This window comes from Rathayibacter tritici (genome assembly GCF_002932875.1).
Taxonomy (GTDB): Bacteria; Actinomycetota; Actinomycetes; order Actinomycetales; family Microbacteriaceae; genus Rathayibacter; species Rathayibacter tritici.
In genome coordinates this window covers 16,035-38,557 of sequence record NZ_PSWS01000040.1, presented here as the reverse complement: position 1 = coordinate 38,557, position 22,523 = coordinate 16,035, and the positions used below count along the sequence as shown (strand labels likewise).

The following is a 22,523-nucleotide window of genomic DNA, read 5'->3' as shown; positions in this document are numbered from 1 at the left end:
CGTGAGTCAGCTGTAGTTGCCCGGCTCGTAGCCGTCGCTCGAGAACGAGTCGAAGTCGACGAACGAGAGGTCGGCGTCGCTGAAGGCGGCGTCGTCGGCGAAGATGCGGTTGGGGTACCGCTCCGCCTTCGCCTCCTCGGTCGCTTCGACCGACACGTTCCGGTACTTGGGCAGACCGGTTCCCGCCGGGATCAGCTTTCCGATGATCACGTTCTCCTTCAGGCCCAGCAGCGGGTCGCGCTTGCCCTCCATCGCCGCCTGCGTCAGAACACGGGTGGTCTCCTGGAAGGACGCGGCCGACAACCAGGACTCGGTCGCGAGCGAGGCCTTGGTGATACCCATAACCTCCTGGCGTGCGGACGCGGTCCGCTTGCCCTCGGTCAGAGCCGCACGGTTGACCTCGCTGTACCGCGAGCGGTCGACGAGCTCGCCCGGCAGCAGCTCCGTGTCGCCGTGATCGACCACGGTGACCTTCCGGAGCATCTGGCGCACGATGACCTCGATGTGCTTGTCGTGGATCGGCACACCCTGCGAACGGTAGACGCCCTGAACGCCGCCCACCAGGTGCTTCTGGACCTCGCGGACGCCCAGCACGCGCAGGACCTCCTTGGGGTCGACCGTTCCGACGTGCAACTGCTGCCCGAGGGTGACCGACTGGCCGTCCTCGACGAGCAGCTGCGAGCGCTTGAGCACCGGATAGATGACCGCCTCGTCGCCGTTGTCCGGCTGGAGGATGACGCGGCGGGCCCGGTCGGTGTCCTCGATCGTGATGCGACCGGCGGCCTCCGCGATGGGTGACGCACCCTTGGGGGTACGGGCCTCGAAGAGTTCCTGCACGCGGGGAAGACCCTGCGTGATGTCGTCGGCCGAGGCCGAGCCACCGGTGTGGAAGGTGCGCATGGTGAGCTGGGTGCCGGGCTCGCCGATCGACTGGGCCGCGATGATACCGACGGCCTCGCCGATGTCGACGAGCTTGCCGGTGGCGAGCGAACGGCCGTAGCAGGCCGCGCAGACGCCGACGGCGGACTCACAGGTCAGGACGGAGCGCACCTTGATGTGGCGGACACCTGCTCCGACCAGCTTCTCGATCAGAACATCGCCCACGTCCTCGCCGGCCTCGGCGACGCGCTCGCCCGCCTCGTTCGACGCCGGGGTGGCGAGCGAACGGGCGTAGACCGAGTTCTCGACGTTCGAGTCCTTGATCCAGGCGCCGGTGGCGTCCTGGAGCATGATCGGCAGCTCGAGACCCTTCGTGGTGCCGCAGTCGTCCTCACGGATGATGACGTCCTGCGAGACGTCGACGAGTCGACGCGTCAGGTACCCCGAGTCCGCGGTGCGCAGCGCGGTGTCGGCCAGACCCTTGCGGGCACCGTGCGTGGCGATGAAGTACTCGGCGACCGACAGGCCCTCGCGGTAGGAGGAGATGATCGGACGGGCGATGATCTCGCCCTTCGGGTTGTTCACCAGGCCTCGCATGCCGGCGATGTTGCGCACCTGCAGCCAGTTTCCACGGGCACCGGAGGTGACCATGCGGTTGATGGTGTTGTCCGTCGGGAAGTTCGCGCGCATGGCCGTGGCGACCTCGTCGGTCGCCTCGGTCCAGATCTTCACGAGCTCCTGGCGGCGCTCGGCCTGGGTGGTCAGACCCTTGTCGTACTCGGACTCGACCTTCGCGGCCTTCTTCTCGTAGCCCGCGATGATCTCGGGCTTCGACGGAGGCGTGAGGATGTCCGACAGTGCGACGGTCACGCCGGACCGAGTGGCCCAGTAGAAGCCGGCGTCCTTGATCCGGTCGAGGGAGGCGGCGACCTCCACCTTCGGGTAGCGCTCCGCGAGGTCGTTCACGATCCCGGAGATGGTCGTCTTGTCGGCGACCTGCTCGAAGTAGGGGTAGTCGACCGGCAGCGCCTCGTTGAAGAGGGCGCGACCGAGTGTGGTCTCGAGCAGCACCGGCGCAGTGACCTTGCCCTTGTCGTCGAGCTCCACGCCCTCGGGTGCCTGACCCTGCCCGAAGAAGACGTCCGACATGCGGATCTTCACCTTCGAGTTCAGGTGCAGCGAGCCCTGGTCCTTCGCGAGGATCGCCTCGGACACGGAGGAGAATGCACGTCCCTCACCGGCGGCACCCTCGCGGATGGTCGTCAGGTGGTGGAGGCCGATGATCATGTCCTGCGTGGGCAGGGTGACCGGACGGCCGTCCGAGGGCTTGAGGATGTTGTTCGACGCCAGCATCAGGATGCGGGCCTCGGCCTGGGCCTCGACGGACAGCGGCAGGTGGACGGCCATCTGGTCGCCGTCGAAGTCCGCGTTGAACGCGGCGCACACGAGCGGGTGCAGCTGAATCGCCTTGCCCTCGACCAGCTGGGGCTCGAAGGCCTGGATGCCGAGTCGGTGCAGCGTGGGCGCACGGTTCAGCAGGACGGGGCGCTCGCGGATGATCTCCTCGAGCACGTCCCACACCTGCGGGCGCGATCGCTCCACCATGCGCTTGGCGGCCTTGATGTTCTGAGCGTGCGAGAGGTCGATCAGGCGCTTGATCACGAACGGCTTGAACAGCTCCAGCGCCATCTGCTTGGGCAGACCGCACTGGTGCAGCTTGAGCTGCGGGCCGACGATGATGACCGAGCGGCCCGAGTAGTCGACGCGCTTGCCCAGCAGGTTCTGGCGGAATCGACCCTGCTTTCCCTTGAGCATGTCGCTCAGGGACTTGAGGGCGCGGTTACCGGTACCGGTGACGGGGCGGCCGCGACGACCGTTGTCGAAGAGAGCGTCGACCGCCTCCTGCAGCATGCGCTTTTCGTTGTTCACGATGATCTCGGGGGCACCGAGGTCGAGCAGGCGGCGGAGACGGTTGTTGCGGTTGATCACACGACGGTAGAGGTCGTTCAGGTCGCTGGTCGCGAACCGGCCTCCGTCGAGCTGCACCATCGGGCGCAGCTCCGGCGGGATGACCGGGACGACGTCGAGGACCATCGCAGCCGGCGAGTTGCCGGTGGCGAGGAACGAGTTGACGACGCGCAGGCGCTTGATGGCGCGGATCTTCTTCTGACCCTTGCCCTCGGCGATCTGCAGGTGCAGCGTCTCGGCCTCGGCCTGGAGGTCGAACTGCTCGAGGCGCTTCTTGATCGCCTCGGCGCCCATGTAGGCCTCGAAGTAGACGCCGTAGCGGTCGACGAGCTCGTTGAAGACGGCGTCCTCGGGCTTGAGGTCGCCGACCTTGAGGGTGCGGAACTGCTCCCACACGCTCTCGAGCCGCGCAATGTCCTCGTCGAAGGACTTGCGGATCTGGCCCATCTCTTTCTCGGCGCCGTCCTTGGTGCGGCGCTTCTGGTCGCTCTTCGCGCCCTCCGCCTCCAGGGCGGCGAGATCGGTCTCCAGGCGCGCCAGGCGGTCCGCGATGCGGGAGTCGCGCTGGTCCGAGAGGGTCTTGATCTCGAGCCGGAGCTCGTTCTCGAGGCCGGGCATGTCGGCGTGACGGCCGTCGTCGTCCACGTCGATGATCATGTACGCCGCGAAGTAGATGACCTTCTCGAGGTCCTTCGGCGCCATGTCCAGCAGGTATCCCAGGCGCGAGGGGACGCCCTTGAAGTACCAGATGTGAGTGACGGGAGCGGCGAGCTCGATGTGGCCCATCCGCTCGCGACGAACCGAGGACTTGGTGACCTCGACGCCGCAGCGCTCGCAGACGATGCCTTTGAAGCGGACTCGCTTGTACTTGCCGCAGGAGCACTCCCAGTCGCGGGAAGGTCCGAAGATCTGCTCGCCGAACAGACCGTCCTTCTCGGGCTTGAGGGTGCGGTAGTTGATGGTCTCGGGCTTCTTCACTTCACCGTGCGACCAGCGACGGATGTCATCGGCCGTCGCGAGGCCGATGCGCAGCTCATCGAAAGTGGTTACGTCGAGCAATGTTTTCTCCTTGTCGGAAAACAGGGTGTCTCGTCAGAGACGGGAGTCGTCGGAGGCTGGCGCGGATCAGATGTCGTCGACCGAGGACGACTCGAACCGGGAGGAGATGTTGATCCCGAGCTCTTCCGCGGCGCGGTAGACCTCGTCATCGGTGTCGCGCAGGCTGACCGCGGTGCCGTCGGCCGAGAGGACCTCGACGTTCAGGCACAGCGACTGCATCTCCTTGATGAGGACCTTGAAGGACTCCGGGATGCCCGGCTCCTGGATGTTCTCACCCTTGACGATGGCCTCGTACACCTTCACGCGGCCGAGGATGTCGTCCGACTTGATGGTGAGGAGTTCCTGGAGGGCGTAAGCCGCTCCGTAGGCCTCGAGGGCCCACACCTCCATCTCGCCGAATCGCTGTCCACCGAACTGCGCCTTACCACCGAGCGGCTGCTGGGTGATCATCGAGTACGGGCCCGTCGAGCGCGCGTGGATCTTGTCGTCGACGAGGTGGTGCAGCTTCAGGATGTACATGTAGCCGACCGAGACCGGGTCCGGGAAAGGCTCCCCGGAGCGGCCATCGAACAGCTGCGTCTTGCCGGACGAGCCGATCAGGCGCTCGCCGTCGCGGGTCGGAGTGGTGGAGTCGAGGAGCCCGGCGAGCTCCTCCTCCGCCGCACCGTCGAAGACCGGGGTCGCGACCTTGGTGCCGGGCGCCGCCTCGCGAGCGTGCTCGGGCAGGCGCGCGGCCCACTCGGGCTGGCCGTCGACCTTCCAGCCCTGCTTCGCAATCCACCCCAGGTGGATCTCGAGAACCTGGCCGAAGTTCATCCGGCCGGGGACGCCGAGCGGGTTGAGGACGATGTCGACCGGAGTGCCGTCGGCGAGGAAGGGCATGTCCTCGACCGGCAGGATCTTCGAGATGACGCCCTTGTTGCCGTGGCGACCGGCGAGCTTGTCACCCTCGGTGATCTTGCGCTTCTGGGCGATGTAGACGACCACGCGCTGGTTGACGCCCGAGCCGAGCTCGTCGTCGCCGTCCTGCGCGTCGAACACCTTGACGCCGATGATCGTTCCCTGCTCGCCGTGGGGCACCTTCAGCGATGTGTCGCGGACCTCGCGGCTCTTCTCGTTGAAGATCGCGCGGAGCAGGCGCTCCTCGGCCGAGAGCTCGGTCTCGCCCTTGGGCGTGACCTTGCCGACGAGGATGTCGCCGGGGCGGACCTCGGCGCCGATGCGGATGATGCCGCGCTCGTCCAGGTCGGCCAGGAGCTCCGGGCTGACGTTGGGGAGGTCGCGGGTGATCTCCTCCTTGCCGAGCTTGGTGTCGCGGGCGTCGACCTCGTACTCCTCGATGTGGATCGAGGAGAGGACGTCGTCCTTGACCAGGTTCTGGCTGAGGATGATCGCGTCCTCGAAGTTGTGACCCTCCCACGGCATGAACGCGACGAGCAGGTTCTTGCCGAGCGCGAGTTCACCGTTCTCGGTCGCGGGACCGTCGGCGACGACCTCGCCGACCTCGAGGCGCTCGCCGGCCGAGACGACCACGCGGTTGTTGTACGAGGTGCCCTGGTTGGAGCGGTCGAACTTGCGGAGGAAGTAGGTCTGCGTTCCGCCCTCGTCCAGCTGGACGGTGACGGAGTCGGCGGAGACCTCCTGGACGACACCGGCCTTGTCGGCGGTGATGACGTCTCCGGCGTCGATGGCCGCGAAGCCCTCCATGCCGGTTCCGACGACGGGCGACTCGCTGCGCAGCAGCGGGACGGCCTGACGCTGCATGTTCGCGCCCATGAGCGCACGGTTCGCGTCGTCGTGCTCGAGGAACGGGATCAGCGAGGTCGCGACCGACACCATCTGACGCGGCGAGACATCCATGTAGTGGACGCGCTCGGCATCGACGAGTTCGACCTCTCCGCCCTTGGGGCGGACCAGGACCTTGCCCTCCGCGAAGCGGAAGTCGGGCGTGAGGGGGGCGTTCGCCTGGGCGACCAGGTACTCGTCCTCCTCGGACGCGGTGAGGTAGTCGATCTGCGACGTGACCGTGCCGTCGACGACCTTGCGGTACGGGGTCTCGATGAAGCCGAACGAGTTGATGCGCGCGAAGGACGCGAGCGATCCGATCAGGCCGATGTTCGGGCCTTCCGGGGTCTCGATCGGGCACATGCGGCCGTAGTGCGAGGGGTGGACGTCACGGACCTCGACGCCGGCGCGCTCACGAGAGAGACCGCCGGGGCCCAGCGCCGACAGGCGGCGCTTGTGGGTCAGACCCGCGAGCGGGTTGTTCTGGTCCATGAACTGCGAGAGCTGGCTCGTTCCGAAGAACTCCTTGATCGCCGCGACGACCGGGCGCACGTTGATCAGGGTCTGCGGAGTGATCGCCTCGATGTCCTGCGTGGTCATGCGCTCGCGGACGACGCGCTCCATGCGGGACAGTCCCGTGCGGACCTGGTTCTGGATCAGCTCGCCGACCGCGCGAATGCGGCGGTTGCCGAAGTGATCGATGTCGTCGACGTCCAGACGCAGCTCGACCGACTCGCCGTCGCGCACGCCGGGGAGGGCGGTGCGGCCGTCGTGCAGGGCGACCAGGTACTTGATGGTCGCGATGATGTCCTCGACCGTGAGCACCGAGTCGGACAGCGCCTTGTCGATACCGAGCTTGCGGTTGATCTTGTAGCGGCCGACCTTCGCGAGGTCGTAGCGCTTGGAGTTGAAGTAGAAGTTGTCCAGCAGCGCACGGGCGGCCTCGGCCGCGACCTGCTCGCCCGGACGGAGCTTGCGGTAGATGTCGCGGAGCGCGTCCTCCTTGGTGAGGATGTTGTCCTTCTCGAGGGTCAGCTCGATCGACTCGTAGCCGGCGAACTGCTCGAGGATCTCCTCGCTCGTCAGGCCCAGAGCCTTGAGGAACACGGTGACCGACTGCTTGCGCTTGCGGTCGATGCGCACGCCCACCTGGTCGCGCTTGTCGATCTCGAACTCGAGCCAGGCCCCGCGGCTCGGGATGACACGTGCCGAGTAGATATCCTTGTCGGACGTCTTCTCCTGCTGGCGCTCGAAGTAGACGCCGGGGCTGCGCACGAGCTGCGACACGACGACACGCTCGGTGCCGTTGATGATGAACGTGCCCTTCTCGGTCATCAGGGGGAAGTCGCCCATGAAGACCGTCTGAGTCTTGATCTCACCGGTGAGGTGATTCATGAACTCGGCCTCGACGTACAGCGGAGCAGCGTAGGTCTTGCCGCGCTCCTTGCACTCCTCGATCGTGTACTTCTCGGGCTCGAGGTACGGGTTCGCGAAGCTCAGCTGCATCGTCTCGCTGAGGTCCTCGATCGGGGAGATCTCCTCGAAGATCTCGTCGAGGCCGGAGTTGGCAGGGAGATCCTCCCGGCCGGCGGCCTTCGCCTCGGCGACGCGCGTCTTCCACGCCTCCGAGCCGACGAGCCAGTCGAAGCTCTCGGTCTGCAGCGCGAGCAGATCCGGAACGGTCAGGGTGTCGCTGATCTTGGCGAACGAGAGACGCGAAGCTCCGCGTCCGTTCTTGGGTGAGGTGGTGGTCGCGGTGGACGCAGCAGCCAAGGAAGGAACCTCCGTAGACCCTCGCGGGTCTCAATCTGTGGGATGTGTGGAGTGGGCTCCCGCCGGAGCGGGCCGACACCCTTCCCGCACGCCGTGCGGACCGAGGCGACTCGGTCTTCGGGGCGGGTGAGAGTATGGCAACGGCAACCACCATCTGATGCCGGATTCCGGTGACCTGCCGACCGCGATATGAGGGCATGGGTACTCGGGAGCGCAAAGTACGACTATAGCCGCACCACGCCACGCCGCGCAAGGACGAATGCTTGCGCCGCCTCCCAGGGTCCGGTATAGGAGCAGAGGGCAGGGTCCGGTATAGGAGCAGAGGGAACCCGGCATCCACGGCCGATCGGGCAGCCCCAGCGCCGTGCTCCCGCCCGCTCCCGCGGCAGACTGGTCGGATGCAGGAACGCACCGGCCGCCGACGTGGAGACGACTCCGAACACCCCCGCGCGGTGCTCGACAGCGGCTTCGTCGCGCAGATCGAGCCCGACCGCCACTCGCTCGAGGCCGCGACGCTGGTGGTCGACGGCACTCCGCAGTCGCACGTCGACCTCGCCGACCCGGCGCACCTCTCCTTCGAGTATGTCCGCCGGATCGGGCACGCGATCGACCTGGCCGCTCCCGAGGGCGACAGCATCACCGCCCTGCACCTCGGCGCCGGCGCGCTGACCCTCCCGCGCTACGTCGCCGCCACACGCCCGGGATCCAGGCAGCAGGTGATCGAGATCGAGGGCGCCCTGGTCGAGCTGGTGCGCGAGGCGCTGCCACTCCCCCGCGCGGCGCAGATCCGCATTCGGCAGGGCGACGCCCGCGCGGTGCTCGGGAAGCTGCCGCCCGGGCTGCGCGGGACGGTCGACGTGGTCGTGGTCGACATCTTCTCGGGGGCGCGCACCCCGGCGCACGTGACGAGCGCGGAGTTCTACGCCGCGATCGCGCCGCTGCTCGCACCCGGCGGGCTGATCGCAGTGAACGTCGCCGACGGCGGAGCCCTCGCCTTCGCCCGCGCGCAGGCGGCGACGCTCGCCTCCGTCTTCGCGTACACGGCGATCATGACGGACACGCAGATGCTCAAGGCCAAGCGCTTCGGGAATGTGGTGATGCTCGCCTCGGCCGACCCGCTGCCGGTCGACACCCTGCCGCGGCGACTCGCCGCCGACCCCGCCCCCGCCAAGCTCGTGCAGGGGCGCGAGCTCGAGAACTTCGTCGCCGGAGCGCTCGTCGTCACGGACGAGACGGCCACGCCGTCGCCGCTACCGGCGCGGAGCATCTTCCAGGTGCGCAGGGGCTGAGCCCGGTCGCGCGTCGGGGCGGCGCTCACGGACCCGCCGGTACACTCGACGCCGGGGTCAGCGACCCCGACCATCCTCCCGTTCCGCCGCGCGCGCCGATCCGGACCCGCACTCCACGAGGAAGCATCGCCCTGAGCATCATCATCCGCCACGACCCCGCGACCCTCCGCGAGGAGATCGACGTTGACGCCGCCCAGGAGCGCCTGGAGGAGGTCGGCGCGCTGCGCAGCCTCGCCGCGCTCACCGAGAAGGCGGAGCTTCTGCGCCTGCTCGGGCGCGTCGACGAGGCGTGGGACCTCGCGAACGAGGCCGTTCGCCGCACCCGCTTCTCCGGCGACCGCGCCGAGCTACTCACGGCCCGCGTGCGCCGCGCGCGCCTGATGCAGCTGCGCGGCCGCACCGACGAAGCGCTCTCGGAGCTCGCGCTCTGCGTGGAAGAGGCGCGCACGCACGAGTGGCACCTCGAGCACTCCTTCGCGCTCAAGCACCGCGGCCTCACCTTCTTCGAGCTCGGCGAGTACGGCCGAGCGATGCGCGACTTCGACGCCGCGACCGCCCTCGGCGAGCGCGTGGGTGTCCCCGAGGAGGAACTCGAAGTCGCGCGCCTCGGGTTCGCCGCCGCCTCCGAATTCCAGGACGAGTCCGACCGCGGCCCCCGCACCGACGGCGCCGTCCGCGGCCGCCGCCGCGCCGACGGCGACGAGTCCTAGGCAGCGCCACCGGTGGCCGACCTCGAGGACGTGGCCCGCTGGGCCTACGCGCTGATCGAGAAGCACCTCGATCCCTCCTGGGGCTTCGCGTTCGACCATGCGCGAACGCGCGCCGGAGCGTGCCACTGGACGCGTCGCCGGATCACCGTTTCGCGTCATCTCGCCGCGCGATGCAGCGATGACGAGGTGCAGCAGACTCTCCTGCACGAGGTCGCGCACGCACTCGCCGGGCCCGACGCCGGGCACGGGCCCGCGTGGCGGTCGATCGCGGCGCGGCTGGGCTACACGGGCTCGCGCACCCACAGCAACCCGACCGCGGACGAGCTCGCCCCGTGGGTCGGCAGCTGCCCGGGCGGCCACCTGTTCTACCGTCACCGCCGCCCGACCCGGGCCCTGGCCTGCGGGCGTTGCGCGCGCAGGTTCGAGCCGGCGAACGCGATCCAGTGGCGCCGCCGTCCGGTCCCCGCGTCGTGAGCGCAGCGCAGGCCTCCGGCGGAGGGCGGACGCCGGTGACCGGTCAGTGGCTCCTCGAGGACGACGGTCGGCGCTGGTGGTTCGACTCCGGGAGCCTCGCCCTCGACTTCGCCACGACCGGAGCGCGGGAAGCGGCCGGGCACCTCGACTCCGACTCGGCCCTGGCCGCCTGGCTCGCCGAGCGGTTCGAGGCGGTCGGACCCGAGAGCGCAGACGCGCGTCTGGACGACGCTCTCATGCTGCGGGACGCGATAGCGCGGCTCGCCGTCGCGGCGGAAGCGGGACGTCGACTCGATCCGCGCGACGTCGACGTGGTCAATCTCTTCGCGGCGACGCCCGACATCCCACCGGTGCTCAGCGGAGGATCGCGGCAGGCGGGGCGGCTGCGCGCGGCCGGACGGCAGGCGCTCGCGTCGATCGCCCGCGGGGCCGTGGTGCTGCTGGGACCGGCCGAGACCACACGGCTCCGGCGCTGTGCGGCTCCGGAGTGTCGGATGCTCTACCTCGACACGTCCCGAGCGGGTTCGCGCCGCTGGTGCTCGATGCAGCGCTGCGGGAACCGGGCGAAGGTCCGGGCCTACCGGGCGCGCGCGGCGTCCTCCTCGTGAGGGGGCTCGGTGGCGGGCGAGCGATGGACGGGGTACGGCTGACGGGGGCGGCGACGGACGGGCCGCCGCGGCACCGGTGCAGGCGCCGCGGCGAGACGAGTCAGTCGGAGACGCGGACCGATCGGTCGAAGGCGACGTAGCGCGAGAAGTCCTTCCCGACGCGGTCGAACGCGGTCGGGTACGGGTGGGGGTACGACCAGGCCTTGTCCTTCTCAAGGCCGTCGCCGGTCTGCACCGAGAAGTACTGGCACTCTCCCTTCCACGGGCAGGTATAGGGAGTGGGGCTCTCGACGAGCACACCCTCGGCGATGCTCGACGGCGGGAAGTACCAGTTGCCCTCGATCGAGATCAGGTCGGAGTCGGGGGCGTCGGCGAGGACGACGTCGTTGAGGACGGCTTTCATGCGGGCCAGCTTTCGGTCGGGTGCCAGGGGCGGAGGGACCGCCTCCGCGGAACGCTACGCCGGGGGCGGCGCGGTGGTCGAGGCGGAGGAACGGATCCGCGGGGGCTTGCGCGGCGGGCGAAAGCGCGTGCGATGTGCAGGAGGCCGTGCCTTTCGCAGGACTCCGTTCGGTCCGCAGGACTCCGTGCCATCCGCAGGACTCCGTGCCATCCACAGGACTCCGTGCCATCCGCAGGAGTTCGATATGCAGGAAGGCGTGCCATCCGCAGGAGTTCGATATGCAGGAAGGCGTGCCATCCGCAGGAGTTCGGTGCGCGGAAGTGGTGCGATGTGCAGGGGATCTGAGCCCGGAGGCCGGTCCAGCCGCGCAAAACCGACGGCGAGGGGTGGATCCCCTGCAGATCGGACGCAGTCCTGCAGATCGGACGCAGTCCTGCACATCGGAGGCAGTCCTGCATATCGGATGGGGTCCTGCAGATCGGACGGGGCGCAGGCAGGGCGCCGCACCGCCCGGGTCGGTGGTGCGTCAGTGCACGATCGACACCTCGTCGACGGTATCGACGCGCGCCGCCGCGCGGACCTCCTCCGCCCGCCCCCCGGCGACGAGCTGCCGGCCGGACTCGGACGCTGTGAGCAGGTGTGCGCAGGCCCGCCGTAGCCCCTCGTACGAGGCGCAGACCACGGCAGCCTCCGGTGAGACGTGGTCGATGCCGAGGCCGATCAGCGCATCGACGACGGCGCCGGCTGCGAGCTGGTCCTCCATCGCGAACCGTGTCGCTCCGCTCGCGTCGACGTCACCGACGGCGATCACGTTCACGCTGGTGCGGCCGCCGTTCTCGTGCTGGCGCTCCAGAATCCACCGAGCGACGGCGGAGCGATCGACCAGACCCGCACGGACGATCCGGCCCTCGACTCCGCCGAGATCGGGCCCGTCCCCTCCGGGCAGGACCCCGTCCCCTCCGGGCAGAGCATCGACGAGGACCGTGACGTGGGCGGGGGCGAGCACGCGGAGGGCCCGCGCGCCCCATTCGAAGCGGATCTGATAGCTCGACTGGTCGATGGCGGAGGGAGCGGGAGCGATCACCCTGCCACGCTAGCGAGCGGCGGACACGCATACACGCCTCAGGCTTCGTGCGCACCCGGTTCCCGCGCAGCGGCGGGCGGAGGAGGATGGCACATGTGAAGGTGATGCTCAAGCACGTGCTCGACACCGACGCCGACTCCGCCTGGCGCGCCCTGCAGAGTCCGGCCGTGTTCCGGGAGGTGATGTCCCCGCTCCTGACCGCCGCGTCGCTGGACGAGGGCGGCTTCCGGCCGACCTGGGGTCTGGGCTCGCACGAGGTCGCGATGGACGCCCTCGGCATCGTGCCGATGGGAGCACAGGCGATCGACCTCTCCTACCGTCGCGTGCCCGCGATGCCCGACGTCCGAATCCTGCGCGACAGCGGTGGGCCGCTGTCCGGCTCGCTCCGCCTGATCACCGCGTGGGACCACCGGATGGCCGTGGCCCCGCTCCCCGATGGGCGCACGCTGTTCCGCGACCGCCTGGAATTCTCGGCCGGTCTCGCCTCGGCCGCGCTCTGGCCGTCGATGTGGGCGTTCTGGCAGTGGCGCGGCATCCGCATCCGCTCCCTCGCCCCGTCCTGGCGCCACGATCTCGGCGCCGACACCCGCCCGCGCGGGGAGTCCGCAGCATGAGCCCCGACGGTGTCGCCGAGGAGGCGACGGAGCTCTCCCGCTCCGAGCTCCTGCGCCTCCAGTGGCCCTCCACGGAGGAGGACGACCAGGGCGACGACGGCGTGTCGCCGCGCCGCCGCCTTACTACCGCTGTGGAGGTGTCGGACTGGCGGCGCCACGTTCAGGCCCTCTACGCGGAGGTGCGCCGGCTCTCGAACGTCGACCTGCTTGCAGCGCACGCGTCGTGGATCCGCGGGCGCAACGCGCTCTTCGCGCAGCACCCCTCCACTCCGCTCCTGCCGGCCGACCGGGCGCACTTCCGCTCGCTGCCGATCGCACCCTACGACGCGGCGTGGCGATTCGAACTCGAGGTCACCCCCGCCGAGGAGTCTCGGCGAATGGACGTGGAGACCGGCACCGACGGCACTGTGCCCTTCGAGCTGGTCGGCACCGTCGACGTCCCCGCCGTGGGCAGCCTCGACGTCTGGCGGCTCGCGTCCTACGGCGGAGGGCTGTTCCTGCCGGTCAAGGACGCGCTGGCGGGGACTCCGGGCGGCACGTACGGCGGCGGCCGCTACCTCCTGGACACGGTGAAGGGCGCCGACCTCGGGCCCGGTGCCGCCCCCGGAACGCTCGTGATCGACTTCAACTTCGCCTACAACCCCTCCTGCGCCTACGACCCGGCCTGGGCCTGCCCGCTCGCACAGGCGGGGAACACGCTCTCCGTCGAGGTGCCGGTCGGCGAGCGCTACCGGGGCTGACGCCGAGCCTGGACGTGCTCGGAGGGACGGCCGATAGCCTCCCGGCGGCGCCACCGCGCCGGAAAGCAGGAAATCCGCATGCCCCGTCCCGTCCTCCTCGTCACCGGAACCTCCACCGGCATCGGCCGCGCCACCGCGATCGAAGCCGCACGCGCGGGCTGGCGGGTGGTCGCGACGGTGCGCGATGTGGAGCGGGCCGAGGGGCTACTGGCTGCCGCCGACGCCGCGCGGGTCGAGTTCGACCTGCGGGAGCTCGACGTGACCGACGCCGACTCCGTCGCCGCCTGCCTCCGCGGCGTCGAAAAGGAGCTCGGCGGCCTCGACGCCCTCGTGAACAACGCCGGCGCCGGGCACCTCGGCACCCTCGAGCTGGAGGACCCGGAGGAGCTGCGCCGCGTGATGGAGGTCACCTTCTTCGGCACCGTCGCGGTGACCCGCGCCGCGCTACCGATGCTGCGCTCGTCCCGCGGCCGGATTGTGACCGTCTCGAGCGTCGGAGGCGCGATCGGCCAGCCGTTCAACGAGGACTACTGTGCGGCGAAGTTCGCGGTCGAAGGCTTCTTCGAGGCGCTCGCTCCCGTCGCCGCGTCCGTCGGCGTCCACGTCTCGCTGATCGAGCCAGGAGCCGTCCGCAGCAGCTTCGTCGAGAACCTCGGTCTCGACGCAGGCGCGATGCTCGCCCAGGCCGGCCCCTACGCCCCGGCCTTCAGCGCCTACCTCGACCGCGTCGCGTCCTCCTTCTCCTCGACCCACGCGCAGGACCCCTCCGATGTCGCCGCCGTCATTGTGAAGACCCTGCGCGACCCGGAGCCGCCGTTCCGCGTGCAGACGTCGGACTGGGCGGAGGCCTTCGTCGGTACGAAGCTGAGCGACCGGGACGGCTCCCGGGTGCAGAGCGCGATGCGCGGGTGGATCGGCATCCACTAGGGTAGGAGGGTGCGAGCGCAGCGACTGCGCTCCCCCGCGTCGTAGAACGCCCCTTGTCCCCTAGGACTCTGACCGTCGAGGATCCGTCCCGACCATCTGGCGCACGTGCATGAGGCCCCGGCCGCGCGCACCGAAACGTACGGCGAACGGATGTGACCACCGTCACCTTCGCCCGAACGCCGATCCTCGCGCCCCGGCCACCGCCTGCGCGACTACCGATCGGCATGATGCCCCCGAAAGGCACCACTCCATGTCGAACACCCCCTCCTCCTTCAGCGCCCTCGGCGTGCCGGCCCCCCTCGTGGCCGCGCTCACCGCGAGCGGCATCACCGAGCCCTTCCCCATTCAGGTCGACACGCTGCCCGATACCCTTGGCGGACGCGACGTCCTCGGCCGCGGCAAGACCGGCTCGGGCAAGACTCTCGCCTTCTCCATCCCGATGATCGCCCGCCTCGGTGGCTCTCTCGCCGGCGGACGCCGCCGCCCCGGCCGCCCGCTCGGGCTGATCCTCGCGCCGACCCGCGAGCTGGCCACCCAGATCACGGCCGCCATGCAGCCCCTCGCCGAGGCCTACGGCATCGTCACCACCACGATCTTCGGAGGCGTGTCGCAGCAGCGCCAGGTCGCCGCGCTGAAGCAGGGCGTCGACATCGTCGTGGCCTGCCCCGGCCGCCTCGAGGACCTGATGAAGCAGGGCTTCGTCACCCTCGACGCCGTGGAGATCACCGTCCTCGACGAGGCCGACCACATGGCCGACCTGGGCTTCCTGCCCGTCGTCACCCGGATCCTCGACAAGACCCCCCGCGGCGGACAGCGCCTGCTGTTCTCGGCGACGCTCGACAACGGCGTGGACAAGCTGGTGAAGAAGTACCTGCAGAACGAGGTGCTGCACTCGGTCGACGAGGCCAACTCGCCCGTCGCGCTGATGACCCACCACGTCTTCGAGGTCGACGGTCTCGACGCCAAGAACGCGCTCGTGAAGACTCTCGCCTCCGGCACCGGCCGCCGCATTCTGTTCATGCGCACCAAGCACCACGCGAAGAAGCTCGCGAAGCAGCTCACCGGTCAGGGCATCCCCGCTGTCGACCTGCACGGCAACCTCTCGCAGGTCGCCCGCGACCGCAACCTCGCCGCATTCGGCGCAGGGACCGTCAAGGTGCTCGTGGCCACCGACGTCGCCGCCCGTGGCGTGCACGTCGACGACGTCGAGCTCGTGATCCACGTCGACCCGCCGATGGAGCACAAGGCGTACCTGCACCGCTCCGGCCGCACCGCGCGCGCCGGTAGCGAGGGCGACGTCGTCACCGTCGTGCTGCCTACGCAGCGCAGCGATGTGAAGACTCTCCTGCGCAAGGCCGCGATCCAGGTCGCACCTCAGCAGGTGACCGCGGACTCCGCCGCCGTCGCGAAGCTCGTCGGCGACATCGCGCCGTACGTCACTCCCTCCGCCGTCGTCGAGCCCGCTCGCGGCCAGTCGCAGGGCGGACGCTCGCAGGGCGCCAACGCGCAGCGCAAGCGCGCGGCACGCACGGAGGGCACTGCCGCATCCCGCGGCGGACGCTCGACGGGTGGAGCGACCGGCGGAGGCGACCGCCCCCGCCGCGACCGCACCGCCGCAGAGGGACCCGCCCGTGGCGGCGCCCGCGGGGGACGCAGCCGTTCGGCCGCCGGCGCCCCCTCGACCTCGGGCGGCTCGCGCTCGTTCTACAGCACCGCGACCGGTGGAGCATCCTCGGCCGCGCCCGCTCGCGAGTCCGCGGGCGGCGCGCGCCGCGGTGGGCGTCGCGCGCAGGGCTGAACCATTGTGCGCCCCGCGCAGCGGTGCACCGCGGTCGGGTTCCCGACGGGGTGCGTTCCGCAGGGCGGGGCGCGGACGGCTACGCCGACCCGCTGGCACGCGGATCAGCGGTTCGCCTCGCGGTGAGTGGCTGGTCCGTGGGCCGGGCGATCGGTGATCGCGCTCCAGAGTTCGTGCTCCTCTGGGCGAGAGCCCTCACGAAGGGTCTCCGTCACAACGAAGGCTGCAAACACCTAGAGCCCTGTGAACGAGCGATTACCCCACTCTGAGCCTTCATTGTGCAGGGCCGCGCGCGACGGCGAGTCCGTCCAGGCGGTCGCGGGACGCTCCATTCGGCCCACCGTCTCAGGACGCCGACCGCGGCGCGCAAGAAGGCCGCTCGGCGCCGCTAAGAGAGACGACCGACCGAGGCCAACGCGGCGCGGAGCAGCGCGCCGCGCCCGCCCTCCATCTCGGCGGAGATCGCGTCCGAGCACGCCTCGTCGGGGGTCATCCAGGTGAGTTCGAGGGCGTCCTGGCGGGGGTCGCAGGTGCCGGTGACCGGGACGACGTAGGCGAGCGAGACCGCGTGCTGGCGGTCGTCGGTGAACGGGCCCATGCCGGGCATGGGGAAGTACTCGGCGACGTGGAAGGGCAGCGGGCTCGCGGGGAGGAGGGGGAAGGCCATCGGGCCGAGGTCCTTCTCGAGGTGGCGGAACAGCGCGTCGCGCAGCGTCTCTCCGTACATCACGCGGCCCGAGACGATCGTGCGGGTGATCTGGCCGGAGGGGGTCGCGCGCAGCAGCACGCCGACCTCGGTGACCTGCCCGAGTCCGTCGACGCGGACCGGCACCGCCTCCACGTACAGCAGCGGCAGCCTCCGGCGGATGTCGGCGAGTTCATCGTCGGACAGCCACCCGGAGTTCGGGTCAGGGGTGCGCACGCTCATGGTGCCATTCTTACCCGTCGCGGCTGGTCGCCCGACCGGCGCGGGCGGATCCTGCGCTCGGAGGGATGATGGTGCGATGGGAATCGACGCGAACGCGGTGCTGTGGTCCTCCTCCGAGCGCGACCGCGGAGGGCGGCCCCTCCTGGTGCTGCTGCACGGCTACGGCTCGCACGAGGGCGATCTGTTCTCGCTCGGCGCCTACCTGCCGCTGGAGCCGGTGCTCGCCTCCCTCCGGGCGCCCCTGGTGGTGGGGGGCGGGGCGAACGCGTGGTGGCCACTCCGCCTGCCGCTCCTGCCGGATGCGCCGCACGCCGATCCGGAGGCGGTCGACGCTGCGGCCGGCGGTGTGATCGAGTGGCTGGACGCGCTGGAACACACGGGGCCGGTCGGACTGCTGGGCTTCTCGCAGGGCGCGGCGCTCGCGGTGCAGCTGTTGCGGCGCGCGCCGGGGCGCTTCGCCTTCGCGGTGGCCCTGTCCGGATTCGTCGCGCCGCTGCCGGAGGGCGACGACGCGGACGAGCGGCTCGCGCGCGAGCGTCCACCGGTGTTCTGGGGCCGCGGCACCCTCGACACCGTCATCCCGGAGGAACTCGTGCGGGACGCCGCCGCGTGGTTCCCGACGCACACGGCGCTCGACGCCCGCGTGTACGAGGGGGTGGCGCACGGCGTGGGCCAGGCAGAACTCGCCGATATCAGCACCTTCGTGCGGCTCGGCTTCGCCTGAGCGAGGGGCTCGCGCGCGTCAAGGGCTCGCCCTCGGACGGCTGCCCCGGCAATGTCGGTGGTGGCAGGGAGGATGGGACCATGCCGGATGTCCTCGAGCGCTTCTCCCCCGCCACGCGGGCGTGGTTCCAGGGCGCGTTCCCGGCACCGACCTCGGCGCAGGAGGGCGCCTGGTCGGCCATCTCGAGCGGTGCGCACGCTCTCGTGGTCGCGCCGACCGGCTCCGGCAAGACCCTCTCGGCCTTCCTCTGGGCGATCGATCGGCTCGTGCAGAGCCCGCCGCCGGAGGATGCGCAGCACCGCACGCGCGTGCTCTATGTGTCGCCGCTGAAGGCGCTCGGAGTCGATGTCGAACGCAACCTCCGGTCTCCGCTGGTCGGGGTCACGCAGACGGCGCTGCGGCTGAGCGCCGAGGGGATCGGCAGTGCGCCCACAGCGGTCACGGTCGGCGTCCGCTCCGGGGACACGCCGGCCGCCGAGCGGCGCGTGCTGCAGAAGACCCCGCCGGACATCCTGATCACCACGCCCGAGTCGCTCTACCTCATGCTCACCTCGGCGGCCCGTGAGTCGCTGCGCGGGGTCGAGACCGTGATCGTCGATGAGGTGCACGCGGTCGCCTCGACCAAGCGCGGGGCGCACCTCGCCGTCTCACTCGAGCGCCTCGATGCCCTACTGCCGCAGCCCGTGCAACGGATCGGCCTCTCCGCGACGGTGCGCCCGCGCGAGGAGGTGGCCCGGTTCCTCGCCGGTCGCTCGCCCGTCGCGATCGTGGCTCCCGCCTCCGAGAAGCAGTGGGACCTCAGCGTCATCGTCCCGGTCGAGGACATGTCCGAGCTGGGAACGGCGGCTCCGCAGGACGGCTCGACGATGGGGGCCACCGGCCCGCAGAGCGGATCGATCTGGCCGCACGTCGAGGAGTCGATCGTCGATCGGGTGCTCGCGCACACCTCTTCCATCGTCTTCGCGAACTCCCGCCGTCTCGCCGAGCGGCTGACCGCCCGGCTCAACGAGATCCACGCGGAGCGACGCGAACTCGCGGCGGAGCGGGCGCGCGAGGCGGGTGGGCCCGTCGCGGTGGGGGCGCTGCAGGCCGAGGTCTCCTCCTCCGCTCGACGCGCCCCCGCCCAGGCGATGGGCGCGGCCGGAGGCACGAGCGGGACCGGGCAGTCCGCTCTCGACGAGGAACCGCTGCTGGCCCGTGCGCACCATGGTTCGGTGAGCAAGGAGCAGCGGGCGATCATCGAGGACGACCTCAAGTCGGGCCGGCTGCGCTGCGTGGTCGCGACGTCGAGCCTCGAGCTCGGGATCGACATGGGCGCGGTCGACCTCGTCGTGCAGGTCGAGACGCCGCCCTCGGTCGCGAGCGCCCTGCAGCGCGTGGGCCGGGCCGGCCACCAGGTCGGCGAGGTCTCGCGGGGATCGTTCTACCCCAAGCACCGCGCCGATCTCCTGCACTCGGCCGTCACGACCGAGCGGATGCGTTCCGGGCTGATCGAGGCCATCGCCGTGCCGGCGAACCCGCTCGACATCCTCGCGCAGCAGACCGTCGCCGCCACCGCCCTCGAGAGCCTCGATGTGGACGAGTGGTTCGACACGGTCCGCCGCAGCGCGCCCTTCGTCTCGTTGCCCCGCTCCGCGTACGAGGCGACCCTCGACCTGCTCTCCGGCCGCTACCCCTCCGACCAGTTCGCGGAGCTGCGTCCCCGCCTGGTCTGGGACCGCGATGCGAACACGCTCACAGGCCGCCCCGGCGCCCAGCGCCTCGCCGTCACCAGCGGCGGCACGATCCCCGACCGCGGCCTTTTCGGCGTCTTCATGGTCGGCGAGCCCGGCTCCACCGGCAATCGCGTCGGCGAGCTCGACGAGGAGATGGTGTACGAGTCCCGAGTGGGCGACGTCTTCGCCCTCGGAGCGACGAGCTGGCGCATTCAAGAGATCACCTACGACCGGGTGATCGTGACGCCCGCGTTCGGCGAGCCGGGGCGCCTCCCGTTCTGGAAGGGCGACTCGCAGGGGCGCCCCGCCGAGTTGGGTGAGGCGATTGGCGCCTTCACCCGCGAGGTGGGCGCCGCCGCGCCCGAGACGGCCCGTGAGCGCTGCACGGCCGCGGGGCTCGACGAGTACGCGACGAACAACCTCCTGTCCTTCCTCGACGAGCAGCGCCTGGCCACCGGGCAGATCCCGGATGACCGCACGCTGGTGCTCGAGCGCTTCCGCGATGAACTGGGCGATTGGAGGCTGGTGCTGCACTCCCCGTACGGCATGCAGGTCCACTCCCCCTGGGCCCTCGCCATCGGCGCCCGTGTGCGCGAGCGGCACGGCGTCGACGGGGCGGCGATGGCCGGCGACGACGGCATCGTGGTGCGAATCCCCGACACCGAGTCGGAGCCGCCCGGCGCCGAGCTGTTCCTGTTCGAGCGCGAGGAGCTGGAGCAGCTCGTCACCAGCGAAGTCGGCGGATCCGCCCTCTTCGCCGCCCGGTTCCGCGAGTGCGCGGCGCGGGCGCTCCTGCTCCCGCGGTACAACCCCGGCAAGCGCTCCCCGCTGTGGCAGCAGCGGCAGCGGGCGGCCCAGCTGCTTGACGTGGCGCGCACCTACCCGACGTTCCCGATCATCCTCGAGACCGTCCGCGAGTGTCTCCAGGACGTCTATGACCTGCCCGCCCTGCTGCGCCTCGCCGCGCGCCTGGACGGGCGCGAGCTGCGGATCCTCGAGGTCGAAACGCCCACGGCCAGCCCGTTCGCGCGATCGATGCTCTTCGGCTACGTCGCGGCGTTCATGTACGAGGGCGACAGTCCGCTGGCCGAGCGCCGGGCCGCTGCGCTGTCCGTCGACGCGACGCTCCTGGGCGAGCTGCTCGGTCGCGCCGAGCTGCGCGAACTGCTCGACCCGGCCGTCCTGTCGCAGATCGAGCGCGAGTTGCAGCGAATCGAGCCGGAGCGGCGGCTGCGCGGGCTTGAGGGAGCGGCCGACCTGCTGCGGCTCCTCGGCCCGCTGACGCTCGATGAGCTCGGCGAGCGGCTGGTCGACGAGGCGGTCGCCTCAGCCGACGTCGCGAAGGCGTCGCCGATCGAGCGCGACGTGCTCGACGCTCACGTCGCTGCACTCGTGAAGGCAAAGCGCGTCCTGCCTGTCGGCCTCGCTGGCGAACAGCGCTACGCGGCAATGGAAGACGCCTCCCGGCTCCGCGACGCGCTCGGCGTGCCGCTGCCGATCGGCGTTCCCGTCGCCTTCATCGACCCGGTCCGCGATCCGCTCGGCGATCTGGTCGCCCGGTACGCCCGCACCCACGGCCCGTTCACCGCCGCTGCGGTCGCCACCCGGCTCGGCCTGGGCGTCGCGGTCGTCACCGACACCCTGCGCCGCCTCTCCGGTGAGCGCCGTGTCTCCGAGGGCGAGTTCCGGCCGACCGGCACCGGCACCGAGTGGTGCGACGCCGAGGTACTGCGGCGCCTGCGCAGCCGCTCGCTCGCCGCGCTGCGCAAGGAGGTCGAGCCGGTCAATGCCGCGGCCTACGCCCGCTTCCTCCCCGCCTGGCAGCACGTCGGCGGCTCCCTCCGCGGGATCGACGGCGTCGCCTCCGTAATCGACCAGCTCGCGGGAGCACCCATCCCCGCCTCGGCCTGGGAGTCGCTGATCCTGCCGGCGCGCGTCCGCGACTACTCCCCCGCGATGCTCGATGAGCTCACCGCCACAGGTGAGGTCCTCTGGGCCGGCGCCGGCACCCTCCCCGGCAATGACGGCTGGGTGAGCCTGCACCTCGCCGACACGGCTGGGCTGACCCTGCCCGTCCCGGCCGTCGAGGCCGTGACGCTGACCGAGCTGCAGCAGGAGATCGTCGGCGTGCTCGGCTCGGGCGGCGGCTACTTCTTCCGCCAGCTCTCCGACGCGGTCGGTTCGACCGACGACTCCGGCCTGGTCGATGCCCTGTGGGAGCTGGTCTGGGCGGGGCTGGTGACCAACGACACCCTCGCCCCGCTCCGCACGCTCGTCGGCTCGACCGGAGGCGCCCACCGCCAGCCACGCGCTCCCGCCCGCGCCCGCGCCCCCCGGGGCCGGATGACCGCGCGGCCCACGATGGCGACCCGGGTCGGACCGCCGACCGCTGGGGGTCGCTGGTCGATCGTCCCGCTCGCGGAGTCGGACGCGACGATCCGCGGACACGCGCTCGGTGAGATCCTGCTCGAGCGCTACGGGATCGTCACCCGCGGCTCCGTGCAGGCCGAGGGCGTCCTCGGCGGGTTCGCCCTCGCCTACAAGGTGCTCAGCGGATTCGAACAGCAGGGTCGTGCCCGGCGCGGCTACTTCATCGAGAAGCTGGGCGCCGCACAGTTCGGCACCGCCGGGAGCGTCGACCGGCTTCGCACGTTCGCACCGCAGGACGAGGCCCAGGAGCGCTCACGACCGGTCCTCGCCCTCGCCGCGACCGACCCCGCCAATCCGTTCGGCGCGGCGCTGCCGTGGCCCCAGGGAGAGGGCCACCGCCCCGGGCGCAAGGCCGGCGCGCTCGTCGCCGTGGTCGATGGAGCGCTCGCGGTCTACCTCGAGCGCGGCGGCAAGACCGCCCTCACCTTCACCCGTGACGAGTCGGCCCTCGCCGACGCGGCCGGCGCGCTCTCGCAGCTGGTCCGCTCCCGCGGCGTCGAGAAGCTGACCGTCGAGAAGATCGACGGCGTCTTCGCGCTCGGCACACCCTTCGGCGACGCCCTCGTCGCCGCGGGCTTCGTCGCGAATCCGCGCGGCCTGAGGATGCGCTCGTGA

The 22,523-nt window shown here is 70.7% G+C and carries 15 protein-coding genes; 10 read left to right on the top strand and 5 right to left on the bottom strand.

The features are described from left to right. Nucleotides 1-6 precede the first annotated feature (6 nt). Both C5D07_RS06305 and rpoB read right to left on the bottom strand, forming a co-directional pair. Nucleotides 7-3,906: a DNA-directed RNA polymerase subunit beta' gene (locus C5D07_RS06305; protein WP_068251413.1), complete on the bottom strand. Its 3,900-nt coding sequence runs from the start codon at nucleotides 3,904-3,906 to the stop codon at nucleotides 7-9. Between the two features lie 66 nt (nucleotides 3,907-3,972). Further along, nucleotides 3,973-7,464: a DNA-directed RNA polymerase subunit beta gene (gene rpoB, locus C5D07_RS06300; RefSeq protein WP_068251410.1), complete on the bottom strand. Its 3,492-nt coding sequence runs from the start codon at nucleotides 7,462-7,464 to the stop codon at nucleotides 3,973-3,975. 398 nt (nucleotides 7,465-7,862) lie between these two features. Here rpoB and C5D07_RS06295 point away from each other — a divergent pair, with 398 nt between their 5' ends. The 4 genes from C5D07_RS06295 to C5D07_RS06280 all read left to right on the top strand — a co-directional run bounded on the left by C5D07_RS06295 (nucleotide 7,863) and on the right by C5D07_RS06280 (nucleotide 10,545). Then, a complete protein-coding gene (locus C5D07_RS06295) occupies nucleotides 7,863-8,753 on the top strand; it encodes a spermidine synthase (protein WP_068251407.1) in 891 nt (296 codons plus the stop codon). A 362-nt stretch (nucleotides 8,754-9,115) separates the two neighbouring features. Continuing rightward, nucleotides 9,116-9,463, top strand: coding sequence for a hypothetical protein (locus C5D07_RS15945; protein WP_068251404.1), 348 nt, complete (start codon nucleotides 9,116-9,118; stop codon nucleotides 9,461-9,463). Nucleotides 9,464-9,475: 12 nt separating this feature from the next. Beyond that, nucleotides 9,476-9,937 carry a SprT-like domain-containing protein gene (locus C5D07_RS06285; RefSeq protein WP_104258967.1) on the top strand — a complete coding sequence of 154 codons (462 nt, stop codon included), beginning with the start codon at nucleotides 9,476-9,478 and terminating at the stop codon, nucleotides 9,935-9,937. Beyond that, the gene (locus C5D07_RS06280; RefSeq protein ID WP_237358225.1) at nucleotides 9,934-10,545 is read left to right on the top strand and encodes a CGNR zinc finger domain-containing protein; all 612 of its coding nucleotides are present in this window, start codon (nucleotides 9,934-9,936) and stop codon (nucleotides 10,543-10,545) included. Before C5D07_RS06285 ends, C5D07_RS06280 begins: the two co-directional genes overlap by 4 nt. A 100-nt stretch (nucleotides 10,546-10,645) precedes the next feature. On the opposite strand, the gene C5D07_RS06275 is transcribed toward C5D07_RS06280, so the two are convergent. Both C5D07_RS06275 and C5D07_RS06270 read right to left on the bottom strand, forming a co-directional pair. Continuing rightward, on the bottom strand, nucleotides 10,646-10,948 hold the full coding sequence (locus C5D07_RS06275) for a DUF427 domain-containing protein (protein WP_104258966.1): 303 nt from the start codon (nucleotides 10,946-10,948) through the stop codon (nucleotides 10,646-10,648). A 526-nt stretch (nucleotides 10,949-11,474) separates the two neighbouring features. Further along, a complete protein-coding gene (locus C5D07_RS06270; protein WP_104258965.1) occupies nucleotides 11,475-12,032 on the bottom strand; it encodes a 2-phosphosulfolactate phosphatase in 558 nt (185 codons plus the stop codon). 86 nt (nucleotides 12,033-12,118) lie between these two features. Between C5D07_RS06270 and C5D07_RS06265 the strand changes: the two genes are divergently transcribed. The 4 genes from C5D07_RS06265 (at nucleotide 12,119) to C5D07_RS06250 (ending at nucleotide 16,111) form a co-directional block, all read left to right on the top strand. Then, the gene (locus C5D07_RS06265; RefSeq protein ID WP_104258964.1) at nucleotides 12,119-12,646 is read left to right on the top strand and encodes a hypothetical protein; all 528 of its coding nucleotides are present in this window, start codon (nucleotides 12,119-12,121) and stop codon (nucleotides 12,644-12,646) included. Beyond that, nucleotides 12,643-13,386 (top strand): DUF1684 domain-containing protein, encoded by a 744-nt coding sequence (locus C5D07_RS06260; RefSeq protein ID WP_104258963.1) that lies wholly within the window; start codon nucleotides 12,643-12,645, stop codon nucleotides 13,384-13,386. The genes C5D07_RS06265 and C5D07_RS06260 overlap by 4 nt, the downstream gene beginning before the upstream one ends. A 78-nt stretch (nucleotides 13,387-13,464) precedes the next feature. After that, entirely contained in the window at nucleotides 13,465-14,313 is an 849-nt protein-coding gene (locus C5D07_RS06255; RefSeq protein ID WP_068251389.1) for an SDR family oxidoreductase, read from the top strand. Nucleotides 14,314-14,563: 250 nt separating this feature from the next. Further along, on the top strand, nucleotides 14,564-16,111 hold the full coding sequence (locus C5D07_RS06250) for a DEAD/DEAH box helicase (RefSeq protein ID WP_104258962.1): 1,548 nt from the start codon (nucleotides 14,564-14,566) through the stop codon (nucleotides 16,109-16,111). Nucleotides 16,112-16,499: 388 nt separating this feature from the next. On the opposite strand, the gene C5D07_RS06245 is transcribed toward C5D07_RS06250, so the two are convergent. Continuing rightward, nucleotides 16,500-17,039, bottom strand: a complete 540-nt coding sequence (locus C5D07_RS06245) for an NUDIX hydrolase family protein (protein WP_068251385.1) — start codon at nucleotides 17,037-17,039, stop codon at nucleotides 16,500-16,502. A gap of 76 nt (nucleotides 17,040-17,115) precedes the next feature. Here C5D07_RS06245 and C5D07_RS06240 point away from each other — a divergent pair, with 76 nt between their 5' ends. Next, on the top strand, nucleotides 17,116-17,763 hold the full coding sequence (locus C5D07_RS06240; protein ID WP_104258961.1) for an alpha/beta hydrolase: 648 nt from the start codon (nucleotides 17,116-17,118) through the stop codon (nucleotides 17,761-17,763). Nucleotides 17,764-17,843: 80 nt separating this feature from the next. Further along, entirely contained in the window at nucleotides 17,844-22,523 is a 4,680-nt protein-coding gene (locus C5D07_RS06235; RefSeq protein WP_104258960.1) for an ATP-dependent helicase, read from the top strand.